This is a genomic window from Kribbella sp. NPDC058245, from assembly GCF_042882005.1.
Taxonomy (GTDB): Bacteria; Actinomycetota; Actinomycetes; order Propionibacteriales; family Kribbellaceae; genus Kribbella.
Genome location: NZ_JBHVWY010000002.1, coordinates 335081 through 353433 on the forward strand (window position 1 = coordinate 335081; position 18353 = coordinate 353433).

The following is an 18353-nucleotide window of genomic DNA, read 5'->3' on the forward strand; positions in this document are numbered from 1 at the left end:
CGGCAGCTTCGCCGCCGCCGTCCCGCCGGCAACTTGGCCGGATCTCCCCTCAAGTTGCCCCTTCTCCCCTCAAAATTTGAGGGGAGAACCAGCAACCTCAACGGAGATCCCCTCAAATTCCGCCACGCCCCAACCTCGCTGCTTAGCCGTGCGGATTTCGCGCTCAGCCGATGCCGGGGCCGACGAGGGTGCCGACGAAGTAGGTGAGGGCTGCGGCGAGTCCGCCGAGGAGGAGTTGGCGGAGGCCTGAGTACCACCAGGAGCGGCTGGTGACCCGGCTGACGACCGCACCGGCGGCGAAGAGGGCGGTGAGGCTCATGATGAGCGCCGGTACGACGGTCGTCGCGCCGAGGAGGTACGGCAGGAGCGGGATGAATGCTCCGACGGCGAAGCAGACGAAGGACGAGCCGGCCGCGAGCACGGGGCTCGGGAGGTCGTTGGGGTCGATGCCGAGCTCTTCGCGGACGTGTTCGTCGAGGGCCTGGTCGGGGTTGGTGTGGAACTGCTTGGCGACCTTGTCGGCCAGGTCGGGGTCCAGGCCCTTGGCGCGATAGGTCTCGGCCAGCTCGATCTCTTCGTCGATCGGATGACGGGCGATCTCCAGCCGCTCGACCTCGATCTCAGCGCGGGCGAGCTCACGCTGGGAGGCGACCGAGGTGTACTCCCCCGCCGCCATCGAGAACGCTCCGGCAGCCAGCCCGGCCAGTCCGGCGAGCACGATGAACTTGGAGCCCGATTGCGTGCCGCCGTCCATACCGGCGATCAGCGCGAAGTTCGACACCAGGCCGTCCATCGCGCCGAACACGGCCGGCCGCAGCCAGCCGCCGTTCACATCACGGTGCTTGTGGTCACCGTGATGCTCGGGGGAAACCTGCGGACGATCAGTCACGAGCCCCATCGCCCGGTACGGCGGGAGCGGTGGTGTGCGCGGCCTCAGTGGCCTCAGTGGCCTCAGTGGCCTCGGTGCTGGTCAGCTCTCCACTTGCAGCCGGTACGTCGTTCGCCGGGTCGGCGTTCTCCACCACGATCGCCTCCGCATCCGTGACTGCCGCGGCACTTGGTGAGGTTGCTGCGTCGGGGCCGGTTCCACCCGTCGCGTCGAGCTCCGCGTCGGCGGTCGCCGTACCGGTGGCTGACTCGGTAGTGGCTGAGTCGGTGGTGGCTGAGTCGGTGGTGGCGGACTCGGTCGTGGCGGACTCGGTCGTGGCGGACTCGGTCGTGGCGACGATCGGCGTCGGGTGGCCGGCTGCGGGACCGCTGGAGAGGTCTTCCTGGCCGGGCTTGGTCCGGGCGCTGATGATCAGCGCGACGACGGCCAGCACGAACAGGATGATCGACGTCCAGACGTTCAGGCGCAGGCCGAGGAAGTGGTTGACCGTGTCGATCCGCATGTTCTCGATCCAGACGCGGCCGGCGCAGTACGCGGCGACGTACAGGAAGAACGCGCGGCCGTGGCCGAGGGTGAAGCGGCGGCCGGCCAGGATCACGAGGGCGACGACGCCGAGGTTCCAGATCGCTTCGTACAGGAAGGTCGGGTGGAAGGTCGCGAAGTCGGCGAAGCCGTCGGGGCGGTGCGCCGGGTCGATCTCGAGGCCCCAGGGGCGGGTGGTGGGCCGGCCGAAGAGTTCCTGGTTGAAGTAGTTGCCGAAGCGGCCGAAGATCTGGGCCAGCGCGATGCCGGGGGCGACCGCGTCGAGGAAGCCCAGGAACGGGACTCCGGCGCGGCGGCAGGCCAGGTAGGCGCCGAGGCAGCCGAAGCCGACCGCGCCCCAGATGCCGAGGCCGCCGTGCCAGATCTTCAGGGCGTCGATCGGGTGCCGGCCCGCGCCGAAGTAGAGCTCGGCGTCGGTGGCGACGTGGTAGATCCGCGCGCCGACCAGGCCGAACGGGATCGCCCAGAACATCACGTCGGACAGCACCGTCGGCGAACCGCCGCGGGCGACCCAGCGCCGCCGGGTCAGCCAGTAGCCGGCGAAGATCCCGGCCAGGATGCACAGTGCGTAGGCACGGATCGGCAGGCCGAGGACGTGCCAGACACCTTGGCTGGGACTGGGAATGAAGGCCGGCACGATCACGGCGGGGATCAGACTAGACATGGCATCCGGAACGCTACTCGACGGCCCAGCCCACCGGCCAGGAACCCAGGGTCACGATGGGGACTCGGTGCGTGAGACACGTCGTCAGCTCGCCGGCTTCACCGCGTCGTCGACCGCCTTCTGCAGCCCTTCCGCGGTCAGGTCCTTGGTCTCCAGCTTCTTGCCGTTGACGAAGACCGTCGGCGTACCGGTCACGCCGCGCGTGTCGGCGGCCTTGCCGACCGACTCGACCCAGCTGCCGTAGGTGTTGTTCTGGACGGCCTGCTGGAACTTCGCGTCGCCGATCCCGAGCTGCTTGCCCAGCTCGATCAGCTGGTCCTCCGACCAGGTCTTGCTGAAGTCGGCGTACATCTCGTCGGCGTAGCCCAGCGCCTTCCCGTTCGCCGCCGCTGCCGCGAACGCGTTCGCCAACCGCGGTGAGGCCTCCGGGTTCACGAAGGCCAACGGCCAGTACGTGAGCTTCGCCGTACCGTCCTGGACGAGTTTGTCGACCGTCGACCCGGTCATCTCCTCGAACTCCGCGCAGTGCGGGCAGCGGAAGTCCAGGTACAGGTCGATCTGCGCCTTCGCGCCGGCCTGACCGACCGTGACGCCTTGTCCGGACTGTCCCGGCCCCGTGATGACGGCCGGTTCGGTGTGGTTCGTCCCGGTGACCTCGACCTTGGAGTGACCGCGCAGGTACTGGAACCCGACACCGGCCAGCAGCGCCAGCACCAGGACGATCACCACGACGACGCCGGGTGGGACCCGCTTCTTCTGCTCCTGCAGCGGGTTGGCGTTGGTGTTGCTCACGGTACGGCGTCTCCTGTCGAGGTGTTCGGATCAGTTTCCAGCGCAAATCTGCTGGCCGGCTTCGCGCAGAGCCAGATCGCCAGCACGAGCAGACCGACATCGCGGAGGATCTCCTCGAGGTACTTCGTCCGGCCGGGATCGACCCGTCCGCCGCCACCGAAGCAGCCGCAGTCGATGGCCAGCCCGCGCGCCCAGGCGGAGCCCACGGCGGCGATGAACACCACCATGAAAACACCTGCGGCGGCTGCCGAGTGCCGGACACCGAAACCGAGGACCAACAGCAATCCGATCGCGATCTCCAGGAACGGCAGGCCCCAGCCGACCGGGTCGGCCAGCCCCGGCGGCAGGATCTCGTACGCGCGGACGGCCTGCGCCGCGGTCTCCGGATCGGAGACCTTCAGCGCGCCCGCGACCAGCATCACCCCTCCGAGAATCAGCCGTGCAACCAGTGAGACCCAGGCCCCCCGAGGCTTCACTGGTTCGCCTCGACCAGCTTCCCGAAGTCGTGCACCATGTCACCGATCGACGTGTTCGACATCCACAGCACGGTGGCCTTGTCGTCCTTGCCGAACCCGAGCACCTGCGCGCCGTGACCGATCTCGTAGCCACCCGAGGGCAGCTTCTTCATCCCTTCGACCGGTACGCCGACCGCCTGCGCGATGTCCTTGATCGAGGTCAGCGACCCGGTCAGGCCGACGAACGACGGATCGAACCGGTCCAGGTACTTGTGGATCACCGGGCCGGTGTCGCGCGCCGGGTCGGTGGTGATGAACAGCACCTGCACCTGCTTGCGCACCGACTCGTCCAGCTTGGTCAGCGCGGACGCGACATCGGCCATCACCGTCGGGCACACGTCCGGGCAGTTCGTGTACCCGAAGAAGATCAGCGTGACCGGCTTCTTGGTCGAAGTGACCAGGTTGAACGGACTCCCGCCGGTGTCGGTCAGCGTGGCCGCGGGCAACTTGTACGGCTGGTCGAGCGTGGCACCCCGCATCCCGTTCGGGTCCTGGCTGGTGCGGATGATCGCACCGCCGGGGTTGTCGGGTTTCTCTTCCTTGCCACTGCTGCAGCCCGCGAGGGCAAGCAGACCCACCGCGGCAAGGAAAACGGCCGCGTTCCTGGTTCGACTCACAGCTGGCTCAACGTCCGGCCGCCGCTGACGGTTCCCGGCGAACGCCCTCGGCCAGGCTCTCCGTGAGCGATCGCACACCTGCCGGTCCTTCACCGTCGAGCAGCCGCTTCACGAACGCCGATCCGACGATGACCGCATCGGTGAACGCACCGATGGCGGCCGCCTGCTCCGCGTTCGAGACGCCGATCCCGACCCCGACCGGCAGCCCGGTCGTGGCCTTGGTCCGGGCAACCAATGGCTCGGCCAGATCCGAGGCAGCCGACCGGATGCCGGTGACACCCATCACCGCGGTCGCGTAGACGAACCCGCGGCACGCGGCCGTGGTCGACCGGATCCGCGCGTCCGTCGAGGACGGCGAGACCAGGAACACCTTGTCCAGCTCGTTCTTGTCGGCGGCCGCGATCCACTCCGCGGCCTCCTCCGGGATCAGGTCGGGCGTGATCAGGCCCGCTCCCCCGACACCGGCGAAATCGGTGGCCCAGCGATCGACTCCGTACCGCTCGATCGGGTTCCAATACGTCATGACGAGCACCGGTACGTCGGAGTACGCGGCGATCGTCTCGACCGTGCGCAGCAGGTCCTTCACCCGGAACCCGCCGGCCAGCGCGGCCTCGGCGGCCCGCTGGATCGCCGGACCGTCCATCACCGGGTCGCTGTACGGCAGGCCGATCTCGAGCACGTCGACACCGCCGTCGACGAGCGCCTTGATCGCGTCCACGCCACCGTCGTACGACGGGTAACCGGCCGGCAGGTAACCGACCAGACCCGCGCGGCCTTCGGCGTTCGCCTTCCGGATCGCGGTCCCGGCCTTGCCCAGGGCAACTACTTCACTCACGGCCGGCCTCCGGGGCGTCGATCAGGTTGAACCACGAGCTCGCCGTGTCCATGTCCTTGTCACCGCGACCGGACAGGTTCACCAGGAGGGTGGAGTCCGGACCCAGCTCCTTCGCGATCTCCAGCGCACCGGCGACCGCGTGCGCCGACTCGATCGCCGGGATGATGCCCTCGGTCCGCGACAGCAGCCGGAACGCCTCCATCGCGTCGGCGTCCGTCACCGGCCGGTATGTCGCCCGCTTGGTCTCGGCCAGCCACGAGTGCTCCGGCCCGACACCGGGATAGTCCAGCCCGGCCGAGATCGAGTGCGACTCGATCGTCTGACCGTCCTCGTCCTGCAACAGGAACGACCGCGCACCATGCAGTACGCCGACCTGTCCGGCCGTGATCGTGGCTGCGTGCCGACCGGTCTCGAACCCGTCACCACCGGGCTCGATGCCGTACAGCTTCACGTCCTCGTCGGGGATGAACGCGGCGAACAGACCGATCGCGTTCGACCCGCCGCCGACCGCGGCGACCGCGGCGTCGGGAAGCTTGCCGAGCAGCTCGAGCGACTGCGCTCTCGCCTCGTCACCGATGCCGCGGACGAAGTCGCGCACCATCGCCGGGAACGGGTGCGCGCCGGCCGCCGTACCGAGCAGGTAGTGGGTCTTGTCGACGCTGGCGACCCAGTCGCGCAGCGCCTCGTTGATCGCGTCCTTGAGGGTCCGGCTGCCGCTCGTCACCGGGATCACCTCGGCGCCGAGCAGCTTCATCCGGGCCACGTTCAGCGCCTGGCGCTGGGTGTCGACCTCGCCCATGTAGACCACGCACTCGAGGTCCAGGTAGGCACACGCGGTCGCGGTCGCGACGCCGTGCTGGCCGGCGCCGGTCTCCGCGATCACCCGCGGCTTGCCCATCCGCTTGGTCAGCAAGGCCTGCCCGAGCGCGTTGCGGACCTTGTGCGCACCGGTGTGGTTGAGGTCCTCGCGCTTGAGCAGGATGCGCGCCCCGGCCACCTCGGACAGCCGGGTCGCGTCGTACAGCAGGCTCGGGACGCCGGCCCACTCGCGCAGCATCCGGTCGAACTCGCCCGTGAACTCCGGATCGGCCATGGCGCTCTGCCAGGCCTGCGTGAGCTCGTCGAGCGGCGCGATCAGCGCCTCCGGCATGAACCGGCCGCCGAAACGGCCGAAGTGCCCGAGCTGGTCGGGCAGCGTGTTACTCATCCGACAAACCTTCCAAACCCGGCCCAAGGGCACGGGAGAGTCTCTGCCCCGTGCCGTTTGGACCGGCCGGAGAGGTCAGTGCCGCTGCTGGATGGCGGGATGCGATCCGGCGGCGACGAGGTCGGCGACCGAGGCGCGAGGATCGCGGCCGGTCACCAGGGTTTCACCGACGAGGACGACATCGGCCCCGGCGCGCGCGAACTCGATTACATCATGCGGGCCCCGGACCCCGGACTCCGCCACCCGGACCAGGTTGTTCGGGATGATCGGCGCGACCCGGGCGAACGTGGTCCGGTCGACCTCGAGGGTCTTCAGGTTCCGGTTGTTCACGCCGATGAGCTGGGCGCCGGCGTCCACCGCACGCCGGGTCTCCTCCTCGTCGTGGACCTCGACCAGCGGGCACAGCCCGATCGAATGCGCGCGCTCGATCAGCGAGACCAGCGCCTCCTGCTCGAGCGCCGCGACGATCAGCAGGGCCATGTCGGCGCCGGCCGCCCGCGCTTCCCAGAGCTGGTACGAGGAGACGATGAAGTCCTTGCACAGCACGGGTACGTCGACCCGTCCGCGCACCGCTCGCAGGTCGTCCAGGCTGCCGTTGAACCGGCGCTGCTCGGTCAGCACGGAGATCGCGGACGCGCCGCCGGCCTCGTACTCACCGGACAGTGCGGCCGGGTCGGTGATCTCGGCCAGCTCACCCTTGGAGGGGCTGGACCGCTTCACCTCGGCGATCACCGCGATCCCGTCGCCGCGGAACACCGGCATCGGGTCCTTGGCGTCGGGCTTGCGCTGCGCCTCCAGCTTGAGGTCGTCCAGGCCGACTAGAGCCTGGCGCTCCGCGAGGTCCTCGCGAACCCCGGCGAGAATGTCGTCAAGCACAGTCATGGTCCGTCCGCCCTTCAGTGGTCGTCGGTGGGGACGCCGAAGCCGAGCAGCTGCAACACCTTGCCGGCCAGTGCCCCCAGCACCACGATCCCGACCGAGATCCAGAACAGCAGCCAGTTCGGGCCGAGCACCATCGCGATGGCACCGACGGTGAACCCCACCAGGATGATCGCCACCGCGGTCCAGGCCGCGGTGCTGTTGCCGTGCGCGTCGTGGGGAGCCTCGTCGCTCACCCGGGTCGCCCCTTGATCGGCAGTCGTATTGTCCATGGTTGCCGCCACTCCTCGTCGTCGTCCTGTCCTATTGTGGCGGTAGCCCGCCGCGATCAGAGAGTCGGGTCCTCTCCCGCGTCGATCGCCTTCCACTGATCGACCCCGTCCTCGGTGCCGGGGGCTGTTTGCTTGCCGGCGGTCGTCGCCACCGGTTCACGCTCATACCGATCGGTAGGGCGCCTCCATCGATGTGCGGTCACCGCGGTGACCAGACCGGCGAGCAGCAACGCCACTCCTCCGGCCAACGCCGGCCACGGCGCCGGTCCGGCGCTCAACGTGACGGTGTCGGTCACTGCCTGGCTGAGCTCGGGCCGCAACCGGCTGAGCTCCGCGACATCCGGCCGCACCTGCAGCGACACTGCGATCGCCGCGACACCCAGCAGCGCGATCAGTACGCCGATGATGCGGCGGAGCGCCGTACCGGCGAGCTTGGTGACCACAACGGCGACCACGGCGGCCATAGCCAGCGTCACTGGCCCTCTGGTGACGCTGTAGCCGTTGAAATGGATCACCGGCCGCCCGTTGCCCGGATCGGCCGTTGACCACGTCAGATAGGCAGACAGCGCCAGCAGGGCCAGGGCGATCAGAGTGAGTAGGTCGACCAGTCGCTGTGGACGCATCAGACCTCGCTGAACGTTCCTGCGACCGCGATCGCATTCAGCACGGCCGCTGCCTTCGTCCGGCACTCGGCGTCCTCGGACGCCGGGTCGGAGTCGGCGACGATGCCTGCTCCGGCCTGCACGTAGGCCGTGGAGCCGCGCAGGACCGCAGTACGGATGGCGATCGCGGTGTCGGCGTCACCGGCGAAGTCGAGGTAACCGACCACACCGCCGTACACACCGCGGCGCGTCACCTCGAGCTTGTCGATGATCTCCATCGCGCGCGGCTTCGGGGCGCCCGACAAGGTGCCGGCCGGGAAGGTCGCGGTGAGGGCGTCGAACGCGGTCTTGCCGGCGAGGAGCTGGCCGGTGACGGTCGACTCCAGGTGCATCACGTGGCTGTAGCGGCGCACGTCCATGAAGTCGATCACCTCGACCGTGCCGGCCACACACACCTTGCCCACGTCGTTGCGGCCCAGGTCGACGAGCATCAGGTGCTCGGCGCGCTCCTTGGCATCGGCGCGCAGCTCCTCTTCGAGAGCGTGGTCCTCCTCCGGCGTCGCGCCGCGGCGGCGGGTGCCGGCGATCGGGTGCACGATCACCTTGTTGTCGGTGACCTTCACCAGCGCCTCTGGACTGGAGCCGACGATGTCGAACCCGTCCAGGCGAACCAGATACATGTAAGGGCTCGGGTTCGAGCGACGCAGGACCCGGTAGATGTCGAGCGCGGAGGCGGTGGTCTGCAGCTCGAAGCGCTGCGAGACGACGACCTGGAACGCCTCGCCGGCCCGGATCTCCTCCTTGGCCGTCTCGACCGCCTCCCGGTACTCGACGCTCGAGCGCTGCCGGTGCGGGTCCGGCTGCGCGTCGCGATCGGCACGGACCACGTACGACGGGGTGGGCCGAGCCAGGTCGGCCTCCATCGCGTCCAGCCGGCGGACCGCATCGGCGAACGCGTCGTCGACCCGCTCGTCGGTGTCGTCCCAGTTGATCGCGTTCGCGATCAGCCAGATCTCACCGGTCTCGTGGTCGAGCGCGGCCAGGTCGGTCGCGAACAGGAACGTCAGCTCGGGCAGGCCGAGGTCGTCGGTCGTTGTGTCCGGCAACTTCTCCAGCCGGCGGACGGCGTCGTACCCGAGGAAGCCGACCATGCCGCCGGTCAGCGGGGGCAGGTCCGGGAGCCGGGGTGTGTGCAGGATCTCGAGCGTCTCGCGCAGCGCGGCCAGTGGGTCACCGGTCTGCGGCAGGCCGACCGGCGGGTTGCCGGTCCACACCGCCTGACCGTTCCGCTCGGTCAGGGTCGCGGCCGAGCGAACGCCGATGAAGGAGTAGCGCGACCAGACGCCACCGTTCTCCGCGGACTCGAGCAGGAAGGTGCCCTCGCGCTCGGCGGCGAGCTTGCCGTAGACGCCGATCGGCGTCTCGGCGTCGGCGAGCAGCCGGCGCGTCACCGGGATGACGCGGCGGTCCTTGGCATAGTCGCGGAAGGTCTCGAGGTCGGGGATGTTCATGCCGTCACCTTGATCGATCCGTGCTCGAAGCAGCTGCGGGTGCCGGTGTGACAGGCCGGGCCTTCCTGGTCGACCAGGACCAGCAGGGTGTCGGCGTCACAGTCGACGAGGATCTCCTTCACGTGCTGGCGGTGACCACTGGTCTCGCCCTTCACCCAGAACTCCTGGCGGCTCCGCGACCAGAACGTGCTCCGGCCCGTCGCCGCCGTCCGGCGAACAGCCTCGGCGTTCATCCAGCCCACCATCAGCACTTCGCGCGTGTCGTACTGCTGCACGACGGCCGGGATCAGCCCGGCCGCGTCGAAGGTCAGCTCGTCGATACTCACTCACCTATTGTCACCGATGGCTCGGACAGTTCTGACCAGGGAGGGTGTCGATGGACTGCGGGCGTCGGACGAGCAGAGCTGACAGGATGAGTGCATGACGAGTCCGCACCTGGTGATCGACGGGCACAACGATCTTCCGATCGCGTTCTACGAGCTCTGCGAGTACGACTTGGACGCGCACGACCTGAGTGGGTCGGTGCCGCAGCTGCACACCGATCTGCCGCGGCTGCGAGCAGGGAACGTCGGTGCGCAGTTCTGGTCACTGTGGGTTCCGCAGGACGAACACGCTGTACGGCGCACGTTCGAGCAGCTCGACTTCGTGCACCAGCTCGTCGCACGCTTCCCGGATTCGCTGCAGCTCGCGACGACCGCCGATGACGTGGAGGCGGCGATCAAGGCCGGCCGGATCGCGTCATTGATGGGGATGGAGGGCGGCTACTCGATCGGTGAGTCGCTCGGCGTCCTGCGCACCATGCGCACGCTCGGGGTGCGCTACATGACGCTCACGCACAACAACAACGTCCCGTGGGCAGACTCCGCCACTGACAAGCCAGTGCTGGGCGGACTGAACGACTTCGGTGAGCAGGTTGTTCGGGAGATGAACCGGATCGGCATGCTGGTCGACCTGTCTCACGTCTCGGCCGACACGATGCGGCACGCTCTGCGCATCACCAGTGCACCGGTGATCTTCAGCCACTCATCAGCCCGTGCGGTCTGCGACGTACCGCGGAACGCGCCGGACGACGTCCTCGAGACGCTGGCCGGCAACGACGGGGTGTGCATGGTCACGTTCGTTCCGTACTTCGTCTCACAGGAGTACGTCGACTGGGTCGCCGGCGCCGACGAGATCGCCAAGGCCAACGGCCTGAACGCACAGAAGCCGTCGGACCACGAGAAGCTCGGCGAGCTCTACGGCACGCCGAAACCCGTGGTCAGGCTGGCCGATGTGGTCCAGCATGTCGAGCACGTCCGCGAGGTGGCCGGGATCGATCACGTCGGGATCGGCGGCGACTACGACGGGGTTCCGGAGACTCCGGTGGACCTGCCGGACGTCTCGTCGTACCCGCTGCTCTTCGAGGCACTGGCCGAGCGCAAGTGGAGCGACCAGGACCTCGAAAAGCTTGCCGGAGGCAACATCCTCCGGGTACTGCGCGCCTCCGACGACGTGGCGGACTAGCCGTCGCGGCGGAGGTCCCTCAGGTCCTCACCGCGGACGAAGCCGGCGGCCTCGTAGGTGGCGATCGCGCCGACGTTGAAGCCGGGTGTGCAGGTGTAGGCGACCGACGCGCCCATCTCCTGCAGGGCGCGTGCAGCCGCGACCGTGATCGCCTCGCCGTAGCCGCGACCACGGTGCATCCGATGCACGCCCATCGGCTCCAGGTAGCCCGGCTTGCCTTCGCCGGCCGACCACACCGTCACGGCCGCTACTGATTCGCCGAGCTGGTTGCGGCCGACGAGACAGCGCGCATCGGCGTACGGGATGCCGTCCGCCATCGTGAACCACCGCTCGTTGGTGAACGTCGACCCGTCGAACGACTCCCGCTGCACCGTGACTCGCTCGTGCGCCTCCTCAGAGCCGATCACGTCCACTCGCAGTTCTGGTGCAGGCACCGGCTGGCTGAGATCACGCCGTACCGGCACCCACGGCTCGTCGAGGTTCCAGCCCGCCTTGAACAGCACGTCCTTCACCAGCGCACCAGGCGGCGCCTCCACGAACACCTTGCCCGCAACCAGTACGCCGCGCTCCGGCTCCGCCACGTCAGCAGCCACTCGCTCGGCCAGCTCCGCATCCTGCAACGCAGCGGGATCAAACGCGATCCGAATCAGGTCAGCCTCGTCCAGCAACCCCAGTGCGACGATCGCCCCGTCCCGCCGCCACGTCCGGATCGACGCCGCCGCCTTCTCCGCCCCGAACCGCCAGAACCACCCGACGTCCCCGGGGTGCAGCTGATGCGGAGTGTCATCACGCTGCCAGTCCCGCAACGCGCCCACCACATCGCCCAGACCGTCAACGCCGGCCGTCGCCATCTCAATCGCCATCCCCCGATCTCACACCATCCACCCCACCCGCACCCCCACCACCCCACCTTGAGCACGCCTCAACCACCCGCGGCGCGCGGATCTGGTTGAGGGGTGCACAAAGTGGAGAGCCGGCACCTTGAGCACGGGTCAACCACTTGCGGGACGCGGATCTGGTCGAACGGTGCACGAAGTGAATGCGGCGCATCACCTTGAGCACGGCTCAACCACCTGCGCCGCGTGGATCTGGTTGAGGGGTGCACAAAGTGGAGAGCCGGCACCTTGAGCACGGGTCAACCATTTGCGGGACGCGGATCCGGTTGAGGGGTGCACAAAGTCAGCCCGCGCATCACCTTGAGCACGGGTCAACCATTGCGGGACGCGGATCCGGTTGAGGGGTGCACAAAGTGAGTGAGAGGCATCACCTTGAGCACGGGTCGACCACTTGGGGCGCGTGGATCTGGTTGAGGGGTGCTCAAAGTGGGGGTTTGGGGTGTGGGTGGCCGGGCACGGGGTGGGTTCAGTGATGTCTAGAGGTTGGAGCTGTTGTGCTTACCCTGACTGAGAACGCGACCCTGGTGATCAAGAGCATCACGGGGGTCGAGGGCGCGCCGGAAGGTGCAGGCGTGCGGATCTCGCAGGAGAATCCGGCGGATCCGGCGCTGGCGGTGACCACGACGGAGGCGCCGCGACCGGGCGACCAGGTGGTCGAAGAGGCTGGGGCGCGGGTGTTCCTGGAGGAGAACGCGGCCAGCACGCTCGATGACAAGATCCTCGATGCGGCGGTGGACGACAAGGGCGGGGTCGAGTTCCTGCTGGTGCCGCAGCCCGGTGCCGGCGCCCCGGCCTGAAGACCGGGTACGGCGGGGGCACCAACCTGACTGTGGTGCCACGGAGTACCTGAACCCGGTGCGGCCGGTTCGTCCCTCCCAGGGACCGGCCGCACCCGGGGGTTCAGATGGCGCTGCGCTGAGCGATCCAGCTCTCGTGCAGCCGTGAGTAGACACCGTCCGCGTTGACGAGTTCCGCGTGCGGTCCGCGTTCGACGACCTCGCCGTTGTCGAACACCAGCACCTCGTCCGCCGCTTCGGCCGTGGACAGCCGGTGCGCGATAGTGACCGAGGTACGGCCGGTCATCAGTCGCTCCAGCGCCGCATTGACCCGGACCTCGGTGCCGGGGTCGACTGCGGACGTTGCCTCGTCCAGGACGAGCAGGTCGGGGTCTGCGATGTTCGCCCGGACCAGTGCGACCAGCTGACGCTCCCCTGCCGACAGGGACTCACCACGCTGGCCGACTGGCGACTGCAGTCCGTCCGGCAGGGACTCCAGCCAGTCCGTGAGACCGAGTGACTCGAAGGCCGTCAGCAACTCGGCGTCCGTCACCTCAGGACGTCCGAAGCGGACGTTCTCGGCCAGCGACGCGTCGAAGAGGTAGCCGTCCTGCGGCACCATCACGACTCGCTCCCGCAGGGTCTCGAACGAGATCTCTCGCGCGTCCACACCGTCCAGCAGTACGGCGCCGGACGTCGGATCCATCAGTCGGGTGAGCAGCTTCGCGAAGGTCGTCTTGCCGGAGCCCGTCTCCCCCACGACCGCCACTCGCCGATGCGGTTGCAGGCGGACGTCGACGTCGCGCAGTACCAGCTCACCTTCGGGGTAGGCGAAGTTCACGTCCGCGAACTCGACGGTGATCGGTCCGCGCGCCTGCTGCACCCCGTCCTCACCTGGGTCGACCACATCGGCCGGAGTGTTGATGACGCCGAGCACTCGCCTCCAGCCGGCGAACGCGCTCTGCGCATCGGTCAGTACCTGGGTGGCGATCTGCACCGGGTCCGAGAACAGCGCGACCAGGAACATGAACGCGAGGATCTCGCCCAGCGTCGCGTGACCGTCCACTCCGAGCAGCACACCGGCGGTCAGTACACCTGCGTTTGCCAGACCGGCGGCCAGACCGCCGATGGAGAAGGTGATTCCGGTCAGCGTCTGCGCACTGGTCGCCGTACGGCGGTAGTCGTCGACGGTCGCGTCGATCCGGGCCTGCGTGCGCTGCTCGATCGAGTACGCCCGCACCACCTGCGCACCGACCACCGGTTCGGCGACTGCGGACAGCATCTCGCCGACCTTCGCCCGGACCACGCCGTACGCGACCGACATCCGGCGCTGCAGAGCGCGCAGGCTCGCGAACAGCGGGATGAAGCAGACCAGCACCACCAGGGCCAGCTGCCACGAGTAGAAGAACATCACCACGGTCGCGAGCAGCATCTGCCCGAGGCTGACCAGGAAGATGAACCCACCGAACTGCAGGAACTGCGAGACCGTGTCCACGTCCGACGTCACCCGGCTGACCAGTGCACCCCGCCGCTCGGTGCTCTGCGTCAGCACTGGCAGGTCGTGCACGTGCCGGAAGGCCTTGATCCGCATGGTGGCCAGTCCGCGCTCTGAGTTCACTGCAAGCCGCACAGTCGTCAGGTACGACGCTCCGGCGGTCACGACCACTCCGACTGCGCACACCACGACCATCCAGGCCACGAACGACATGTTCGGTCCGCCGGGCCCGGACAGGCCCTTGTCGATGGTCTGCTGGACAGCGATCGGGATGACGATCCGGCCGGCCGTCATGGTCAACGCAAGCAGCCCAGTGATCCACCAGCCCTGCGCGAGCTCGGGTGAGATCCGCAGACCCTGCCGCAGCGTCTCCAGACCACCGGCCTCATCACCATGGTCAAGCCGCGTGGCCTCAGCGGCACTCATGCCCTCACTCCGTCCAGGTCATCAAGCTCTTTGTCCAGCTCGGCTTCTTCGAGCCTGCGCTCGGCGTCCTTCTCGTAGGCGTCCACCAGCTCCCGGTACGCCGCTGAGGTCTCCTGCAGCTCGGTGTGCGTGCCCTGGGCCGTGATCCGGCCCTCGTCCAGGAACAGCACCTCGTCGGCGAGCGAGATGGTGGCCTTGCGGTAGGCGATCACCAGCACAGTGGTCGCCGCAGTCGCGTCCTCGCGCACTCTGGACCGCAGCCCGGCAAGGATGCGCGCTTCGACCTGCGGGTCCACCGCACTGGTCGCGTCGTCCAGGATCAGCAGCCGCGGCCGCCGTACCAGCGCACGAGCCAGTGCGATCCGCTGCCGCTGCCCACCGGACAGCGTCGTACCGCGTTCGCCGACCTTGGTGTCCAGACCGTCCGACAGCGTCTTCACGAAGCCGTCGCCCTGGGCGATCCGCAGTGCGTCCCAGATGTCGTCGTCGCTGTAGTCGCCGCCCAGCGTGATGTTGCCGCGGATGCTGTCGTCGAAGAGGAAGGCCGTCTGCGCCACCAGCGCGACTGACCCCGCCAGCTCACCACTGGCCAGCGCACGCAGGTCAGTGCCGTCGACCTGGACCGACCCCTCTTCCGGATCGACCAGTCTGGTCAGCAGCGTCGTCATCGTCGACTTGCCTGCACCAGTCGGACCCACGACGGCAACTGTCCGGCCGGGCTCGACGGTGAAGTCCATGCCGCTCAGTACGTCGCGGTCCGGCAGGTACCCGAACCGCAGTCCGGACACGTCGAGCCGGGCCGCCGTAGTCGACGTCAGCTGGTCCTCGCCGTACTCCATGCCGCCCTCGGCGGTCAGCACCCGCTGCACGCGGTCCCAGCCGACCACGGACCGCGGCAGCTCTCCGAGCACCCAGCCCAGCGCCCGGATCGGGAACCCGATCAGCGTGAACAGGAACGCGACCTGCACCACGTCACCCGCATCGGCAGCACCAGAACGCACGCGGCCCACACCGACCAGCAGCACGATCAGTACGCCGATCCGCGGCAGCGCGTCGATCACCGGGTCGAACATGCCGCGTGCCTTGTTCACTGCGATGTTGGCGTCCCGCAGCGCGTACGTCGGCGCTCGGAAGCGCTCGGTCTCCGCAGCCTCGCGGCCGAGCGTCTTCACCACCAGTGCACCGTCGAACGACTCATGCGCGACCTCAGACACGTCTGCCCGCAATTGCTGCGCGCGAGTGGCCAGGGGCTGCAGGATGCGCTGGAAGATCACATTGGCCACGAAGACCAAGGGAAAGACCAGACAGCCGACCAGAGCGAGCCACGTGTCGGCCATGAACATCGCCACCGTCGCGAAGGCCAGCATGGCGAGCACACCGATCGCCATCGGCAGCGGTGCGATCACGAACCAGATCGACTCCACGTCAGCGTTCGCGTTGGACAGCAGCTGACCGGTCGGGTGCTGGTGGTGCCACTCGAGCGGCAGCTTCTGGTACTGCCGGGTCACGCGGCGCCGGTACGTCGCTTGGAGGCGGAACTGCATCACCCCGGCCCCGACGCGTCGTCCGACGACGCCGATGGCGCGCAGGATCGCGATCCCGAGGAACAGCGAGACCAGCGCGGCGAGGGCACCGAAGGTGGTGTCACCGCGTTCGAGGGCCGGCCGGATCACGTGGTCGGTGGCCCAGCCCAGCGCCCAGCCGTCGGCCACGGTCATCGCGCCGTACAGCATGCTGGCGACCACCGAGAGCGCGAAGACCCACGGCTCCTCCCAGATGGCGACCCGCAGGACCGCGAACCCACGCCGGGTCGCGCTCCCTTTGTCAGGGACTTTCGGCACGGGCAAGAGTCACTCCAGGACAGTCAGGTGCGAACAGCAGTCACAATCATGACAACGATTGACATTCTGCCATTCCCGTCCGACAACTACGATCGGGAATGTGACTGACTACAGCCGGGTGGAAAGACTTGCTCTGTGTGACCTCTTCGACGAGCTAGGACCGGACCAGCCGACGCTGTGCGAGGGCTGGAACACCTTCGACCTCGCCGTGCACCTGTATGTGCGCGAGTCCGATCCGATGGCCGGTCCGGGCATCATGATCTCCGCGCTCGCCGACACCACCGAGAAGCGGATGGAGCGGGCGAAGGCGAAGCTCGGCTTCGCCGGTGCGGTGAACAAGGTCCGCAGCGGGCCGCCACGCGCCTCCATCTACGGGCTGCCGCTGATCGGGCACCAGCTGAACACCACCGAGTACCTCGTGCACCACGAGGACGTCCGCCGCGCTCAGCCGGACTTCACTGTGCGCACGCTGCCCGCCGACCAGCAGGCCAGCCTGTGGAAGGGGCTCCGGGTCGCATCGCGCGCGATGGCCCGCAAGGCGACGAGCGGCATCGTGCTCCAGCTGCCGGACGGCCGCTCGACGGTCGCCAAGGCACCGGTCGACGGCCGCACGGTCACCGTGATCGGTGCGCCGGTCGAGTTGACCCTGTTCTGCTTCGGGCGGCAGCAGGTGGCCGACGTTCAGATCGAGGGCGACGCAGCGGTCATCGACGAGCTGAAGACCACGTCATTCGGCTTCTGAGGCCGCAGCCGCCGCCCGCTTGTGGCGGAGCTTCTGGACCAGACTGCTGACCACCGTGGTCAGCAGCACCAGACCGATCGCCGCCACGACGCCCTGCCACGGCTCAGGGAAGAGCGCGTAGCCGAGCAGTCCGATCGCCATGTAGACCGCGGCCCACAGTGACGACGCGGCAAGGTCGACCACCGCGAACCGTTCCCACTTGTAGCCGGCCAGACCGGCGGCCAGCAGCACTGGGACCCGTCCGCCGGGGACCAACCGCGACGTCAGCAGTACGCCGATCTCGTGCTCGCTGAGGCGCTCCCGGAGAGCATCCAGCTTCTCGTTGTCGCGCAACCACCCGATCCGCTTCGCTAGCTTCTCCCCGCCGAACCGGCAGCCGGCGTACACAATCAGGTCGCCCACGTACGCGCCGGCGGCACCGGCGATGAGCACACCGACCAGTCCGATCGGATTGCTGTGTGAAGCCAGCACTGCACCTGCCGAGACAGCCGCACCGGTCGGCAGCACGGGCAGGACGGCACCGATCAGTACGGCGCCCGCGAGCGCGAACAGGTACCAGAGGTCGAAGTCAGCGTTCCCTGTCATCCGGCCACCTCGGTCGACTCTCCTGGTACCAACACATCCACCTTCACCGCAGGATCCACCTCAGCCATGGCGGTTCGGAACTGCTCCCCCGGCGGCAGGAACAGTTCGGGCTTGATCCGCTCGAACCCGATCGGCCAGAACGTGCCGAAGTGGATCGGGATCGCCACGCTCGCTCCGACGCGCTGGACCGCCTCAGCGGCGCGCGACGGGTTCAGATGACCGGGCCCGAGAGACGGTCCCCAGCCACCGACCGGGACCAGCGCCAGGTCGACCGGACCCGCCTCAGCCGCCAGGTCGTCGTACAGGTCGGTGTCTCCGGCGAACCAGACGCTCGGCGCGCTGTCGACGCGATAGCCGACCGCAGGTCCGTCGTACGACGACCAGGGCAGGCGGCGACCGTCGTGATGCGCAGTGATCACGGTGATGTCGAGTGAGCCGATCCTGATCTGATGTCCCGGCGCTACCTCGATGCAGCGGTCTGAGAAGGCCGCACCGTAGTCATGGTGGATCAGCCGGGCCGCACCGCGCGGTACGACGAGTGCAGCGTCCGGGTTGACCCGTGGCAACGAGGTCATGTGCAGATGGTCGGCGTGCATGTGTGAGATCAGTACGGCGTCGCACTGGCCGGCCTCTGCTGTCGGCACCGGACCACGACGACGCCGCAGGTGGGCGATGCGTGAGGTCAGTACCGGGTCGGTCAGGAGCCGCGTACCGTCCGCCTCGATCGTGGTGGTCGCATGCCCCCACCAGGTGATCCGCACGC

The 18353-nt window shown here is 68.4% G+C and carries 20 protein-coding genes; 3 read left to right on the forward strand and 17 right to left on the reverse strand.

What is annotated here, in order from left to right; all coding sequences use genetic code 11:
* Positions 1-163: 163 nt before the first annotated feature.
* The 12 genes from ACFVWG_RS05075 to hisI all read right to left on the reverse strand — a co-directional run bounded on the left by ACFVWG_RS05075 (position 164) and on the right by hisI (position 9652).
* On the reverse strand, positions 164-889 hold the full coding sequence (locus tag ACFVWG_RS05075; RefSeq protein WP_391541839.1) for a VIT1/CCC1 transporter family protein: 726 nt from the start codon (positions 887-889) through the stop codon (positions 164-166).
* Positions 882-2096 carry a prolipoprotein diacylglyceryl transferase gene (lgt, locus tag ACFVWG_RS05080; protein ID WP_391541840.1) on the reverse strand — a complete coding sequence of 405 codons (1215 nt, stop codon included), beginning with the start codon at positions 2094-2096 and terminating at the stop codon, positions 882-884. Before lgt ends, ACFVWG_RS05075 begins: the two co-directional genes overlap by 8 nt.
* Positions 2097-2180: 84 nt before the next feature.
* The gene (locus tag ACFVWG_RS05085; protein WP_391541841.1) at positions 2181-2888 is read right to left on the reverse strand and encodes a DsbA family protein; all 708 of its coding nucleotides are present in this window, start codon (positions 2886-2888) and stop codon (positions 2181-2183) included.
* Positions 2885-3364, reverse strand: a complete 480-nt coding sequence (locus tag ACFVWG_RS05090; RefSeq protein WP_391541842.1) for a DoxX family protein — start codon at positions 3362-3364, stop codon at positions 2885-2887. Before ACFVWG_RS05090 ends, ACFVWG_RS05085 begins: the two co-directional genes overlap by 4 nt.
* Positions 3361-4020: an SCO family protein gene (locus tag ACFVWG_RS05095; RefSeq protein ID WP_391541843.1), complete on the reverse strand. Its 660-nt coding sequence runs from the start codon at positions 4018-4020 to the stop codon at positions 3361-3363. The genes ACFVWG_RS05090 and ACFVWG_RS05095 overlap by 4 nt, the downstream gene beginning before the upstream one ends.
* 7 nt (positions 4021-4027) lie before the next feature.
* On the reverse strand, positions 4028-4855 hold the full coding sequence (gene trpA / locus ACFVWG_RS05100; protein WP_391541844.1) for a tryptophan synthase subunit alpha: 828 nt from the start codon (positions 4853-4855) through the stop codon (positions 4028-4030).
* A complete protein-coding gene (gene trpB / locus ACFVWG_RS05105) occupies positions 4848-6062 on the reverse strand; it encodes a tryptophan synthase subunit beta (RefSeq protein WP_391541845.1) in 1215 nt (404 codons plus the stop codon). The genes trpA and trpB overlap by 8 nt, the downstream gene beginning before the upstream one ends.
* Before the next feature lie 75 nt (positions 6063-6137).
* Positions 6138-6944 (reverse strand): indole-3-glycerol phosphate synthase TrpC, encoded by an 807-nt coding sequence (gene trpC / locus ACFVWG_RS05110; RefSeq protein WP_391541846.1) that lies wholly within the window; start codon positions 6942-6944, stop codon positions 6138-6140.
* Positions 6945-6958: 14 nt separating this feature from the next.
* On the reverse strand, positions 6959-7213 hold the full coding sequence (locus ACFVWG_RS05115) for an HGxxPAAW family protein (RefSeq protein WP_391541847.1): 255 nt from the start codon (positions 7211-7213) through the stop codon (positions 6959-6961).
* A gap of 56 nt (positions 7214-7269) precedes the next feature.
* Positions 7270-7836 carry a Trp biosynthesis-associated membrane protein gene (locus ACFVWG_RS05120; RefSeq protein WP_391541848.1) on the reverse strand — a complete coding sequence of 189 codons (567 nt, stop codon included), beginning with the start codon at positions 7834-7836 and terminating at the stop codon, positions 7270-7272.
* On the reverse strand, positions 7836-9326 hold the full coding sequence (locus ACFVWG_RS05125) for an anthranilate synthase component I (protein ID WP_391541849.1): 1491 nt from the start codon (positions 9324-9326) through the stop codon (positions 7836-7838). The genes ACFVWG_RS05120 and ACFVWG_RS05125 overlap by 1 nt, the downstream gene beginning before the upstream one ends.
* The gene (hisI, locus tag ACFVWG_RS05130) at positions 9323-9652 is read right to left on the reverse strand and encodes a phosphoribosyl-AMP cyclohydrolase (RefSeq protein ID WP_391541850.1); all 330 of its coding nucleotides are present in this window, start codon (positions 9650-9652) and stop codon (positions 9323-9325) included. Before hisI ends, ACFVWG_RS05125 begins: the two co-directional genes overlap by 4 nt.
* A gap of 94 nt (positions 9653-9746) precedes the next feature.
* On the opposite strand from hisI, the gene ACFVWG_RS05135 reads away from it, so the two are divergent.
* The gene (locus ACFVWG_RS05135) at positions 9747-10829 is read left to right on the forward strand and encodes a dipeptidase (protein WP_391541851.1); all 1083 of its coding nucleotides are present in this window, start codon (positions 9747-9749) and stop codon (positions 10827-10829) included.
* Here the strand turns inward: ACFVWG_RS05135 and ACFVWG_RS05140 are convergent.
* Entirely contained in the window at positions 10826-11692 is an 867-nt protein-coding gene (locus ACFVWG_RS05140) for a GNAT family N-acetyltransferase (protein WP_391541852.1), read from the reverse strand. The genes ACFVWG_RS05135 and ACFVWG_RS05140 overlap by 4 nt on opposite strands.
* A 527-nt stretch (positions 11693-12219) precedes the next feature.
* On the opposite strand from ACFVWG_RS05140, the gene ACFVWG_RS05145 reads away from it, so the two are divergent.
* Positions 12220-12522 carry a Fe-S cluster assembly protein HesB gene (locus ACFVWG_RS05145; protein ID WP_391541853.1) on the forward strand — a complete coding sequence of 101 codons (303 nt, stop codon included), beginning with the start codon at positions 12220-12222 and terminating at the stop codon, positions 12520-12522.
* Positions 12523-12625: 103 nt separating this feature from the next.
* On the opposite strand, the gene ACFVWG_RS05150 is transcribed toward ACFVWG_RS05145, so the two are convergent.
* Both ACFVWG_RS05150 and ACFVWG_RS05155 read right to left on the reverse strand, forming a co-directional pair.
* Entirely contained in the window at positions 12626-14422 is a 1797-nt protein-coding gene (locus ACFVWG_RS05150; protein WP_391541854.1) for an ABC transporter ATP-binding protein, read from the reverse strand.
* Positions 14419-16263: an ABC transporter ATP-binding protein gene (locus tag ACFVWG_RS05155; RefSeq protein ID WP_391541855.1), complete on the reverse strand. Its 1845-nt coding sequence runs from the start codon at positions 16261-16263 to the stop codon at positions 14419-14421. Before ACFVWG_RS05155 ends, ACFVWG_RS05150 begins: the two co-directional genes overlap by 4 nt.
* A 100-nt stretch (positions 16264-16363) precedes the next feature.
* Between ACFVWG_RS05155 and ACFVWG_RS05160 the strand changes: the two genes are divergently transcribed.
* On the forward strand, positions 16364-17005 hold the full coding sequence (locus tag ACFVWG_RS05160) for a TIGR03085 family metal-binding protein (protein ID WP_391541856.1): 642 nt from the start codon (positions 16364-16366) through the stop codon (positions 17003-17005).
* Here ACFVWG_RS05160 and ACFVWG_RS05165 read toward each other — a convergent pair.
* Positions 16991-17590 (reverse strand): DedA family protein, encoded by a 600-nt coding sequence (locus ACFVWG_RS05165; RefSeq protein ID WP_391541857.1) that lies wholly within the window; start codon positions 17588-17590, stop codon positions 16991-16993. The genes ACFVWG_RS05160 and ACFVWG_RS05165 overlap by 15 nt on opposite strands.
* Positions 17587-18351 carry an MBL fold metallo-hydrolase gene (locus ACFVWG_RS05170; protein ID WP_391541858.1) on the reverse strand — a complete coding sequence of 255 codons (765 nt, stop codon included), beginning with the start codon at positions 18349-18351 and terminating at the stop codon, positions 17587-17589. The genes ACFVWG_RS05165 and ACFVWG_RS05170 overlap by 4 nt, the downstream gene beginning before the upstream one ends.
* Between the last annotated feature and the right edge of the window lie 2 nt (positions 18352-18353).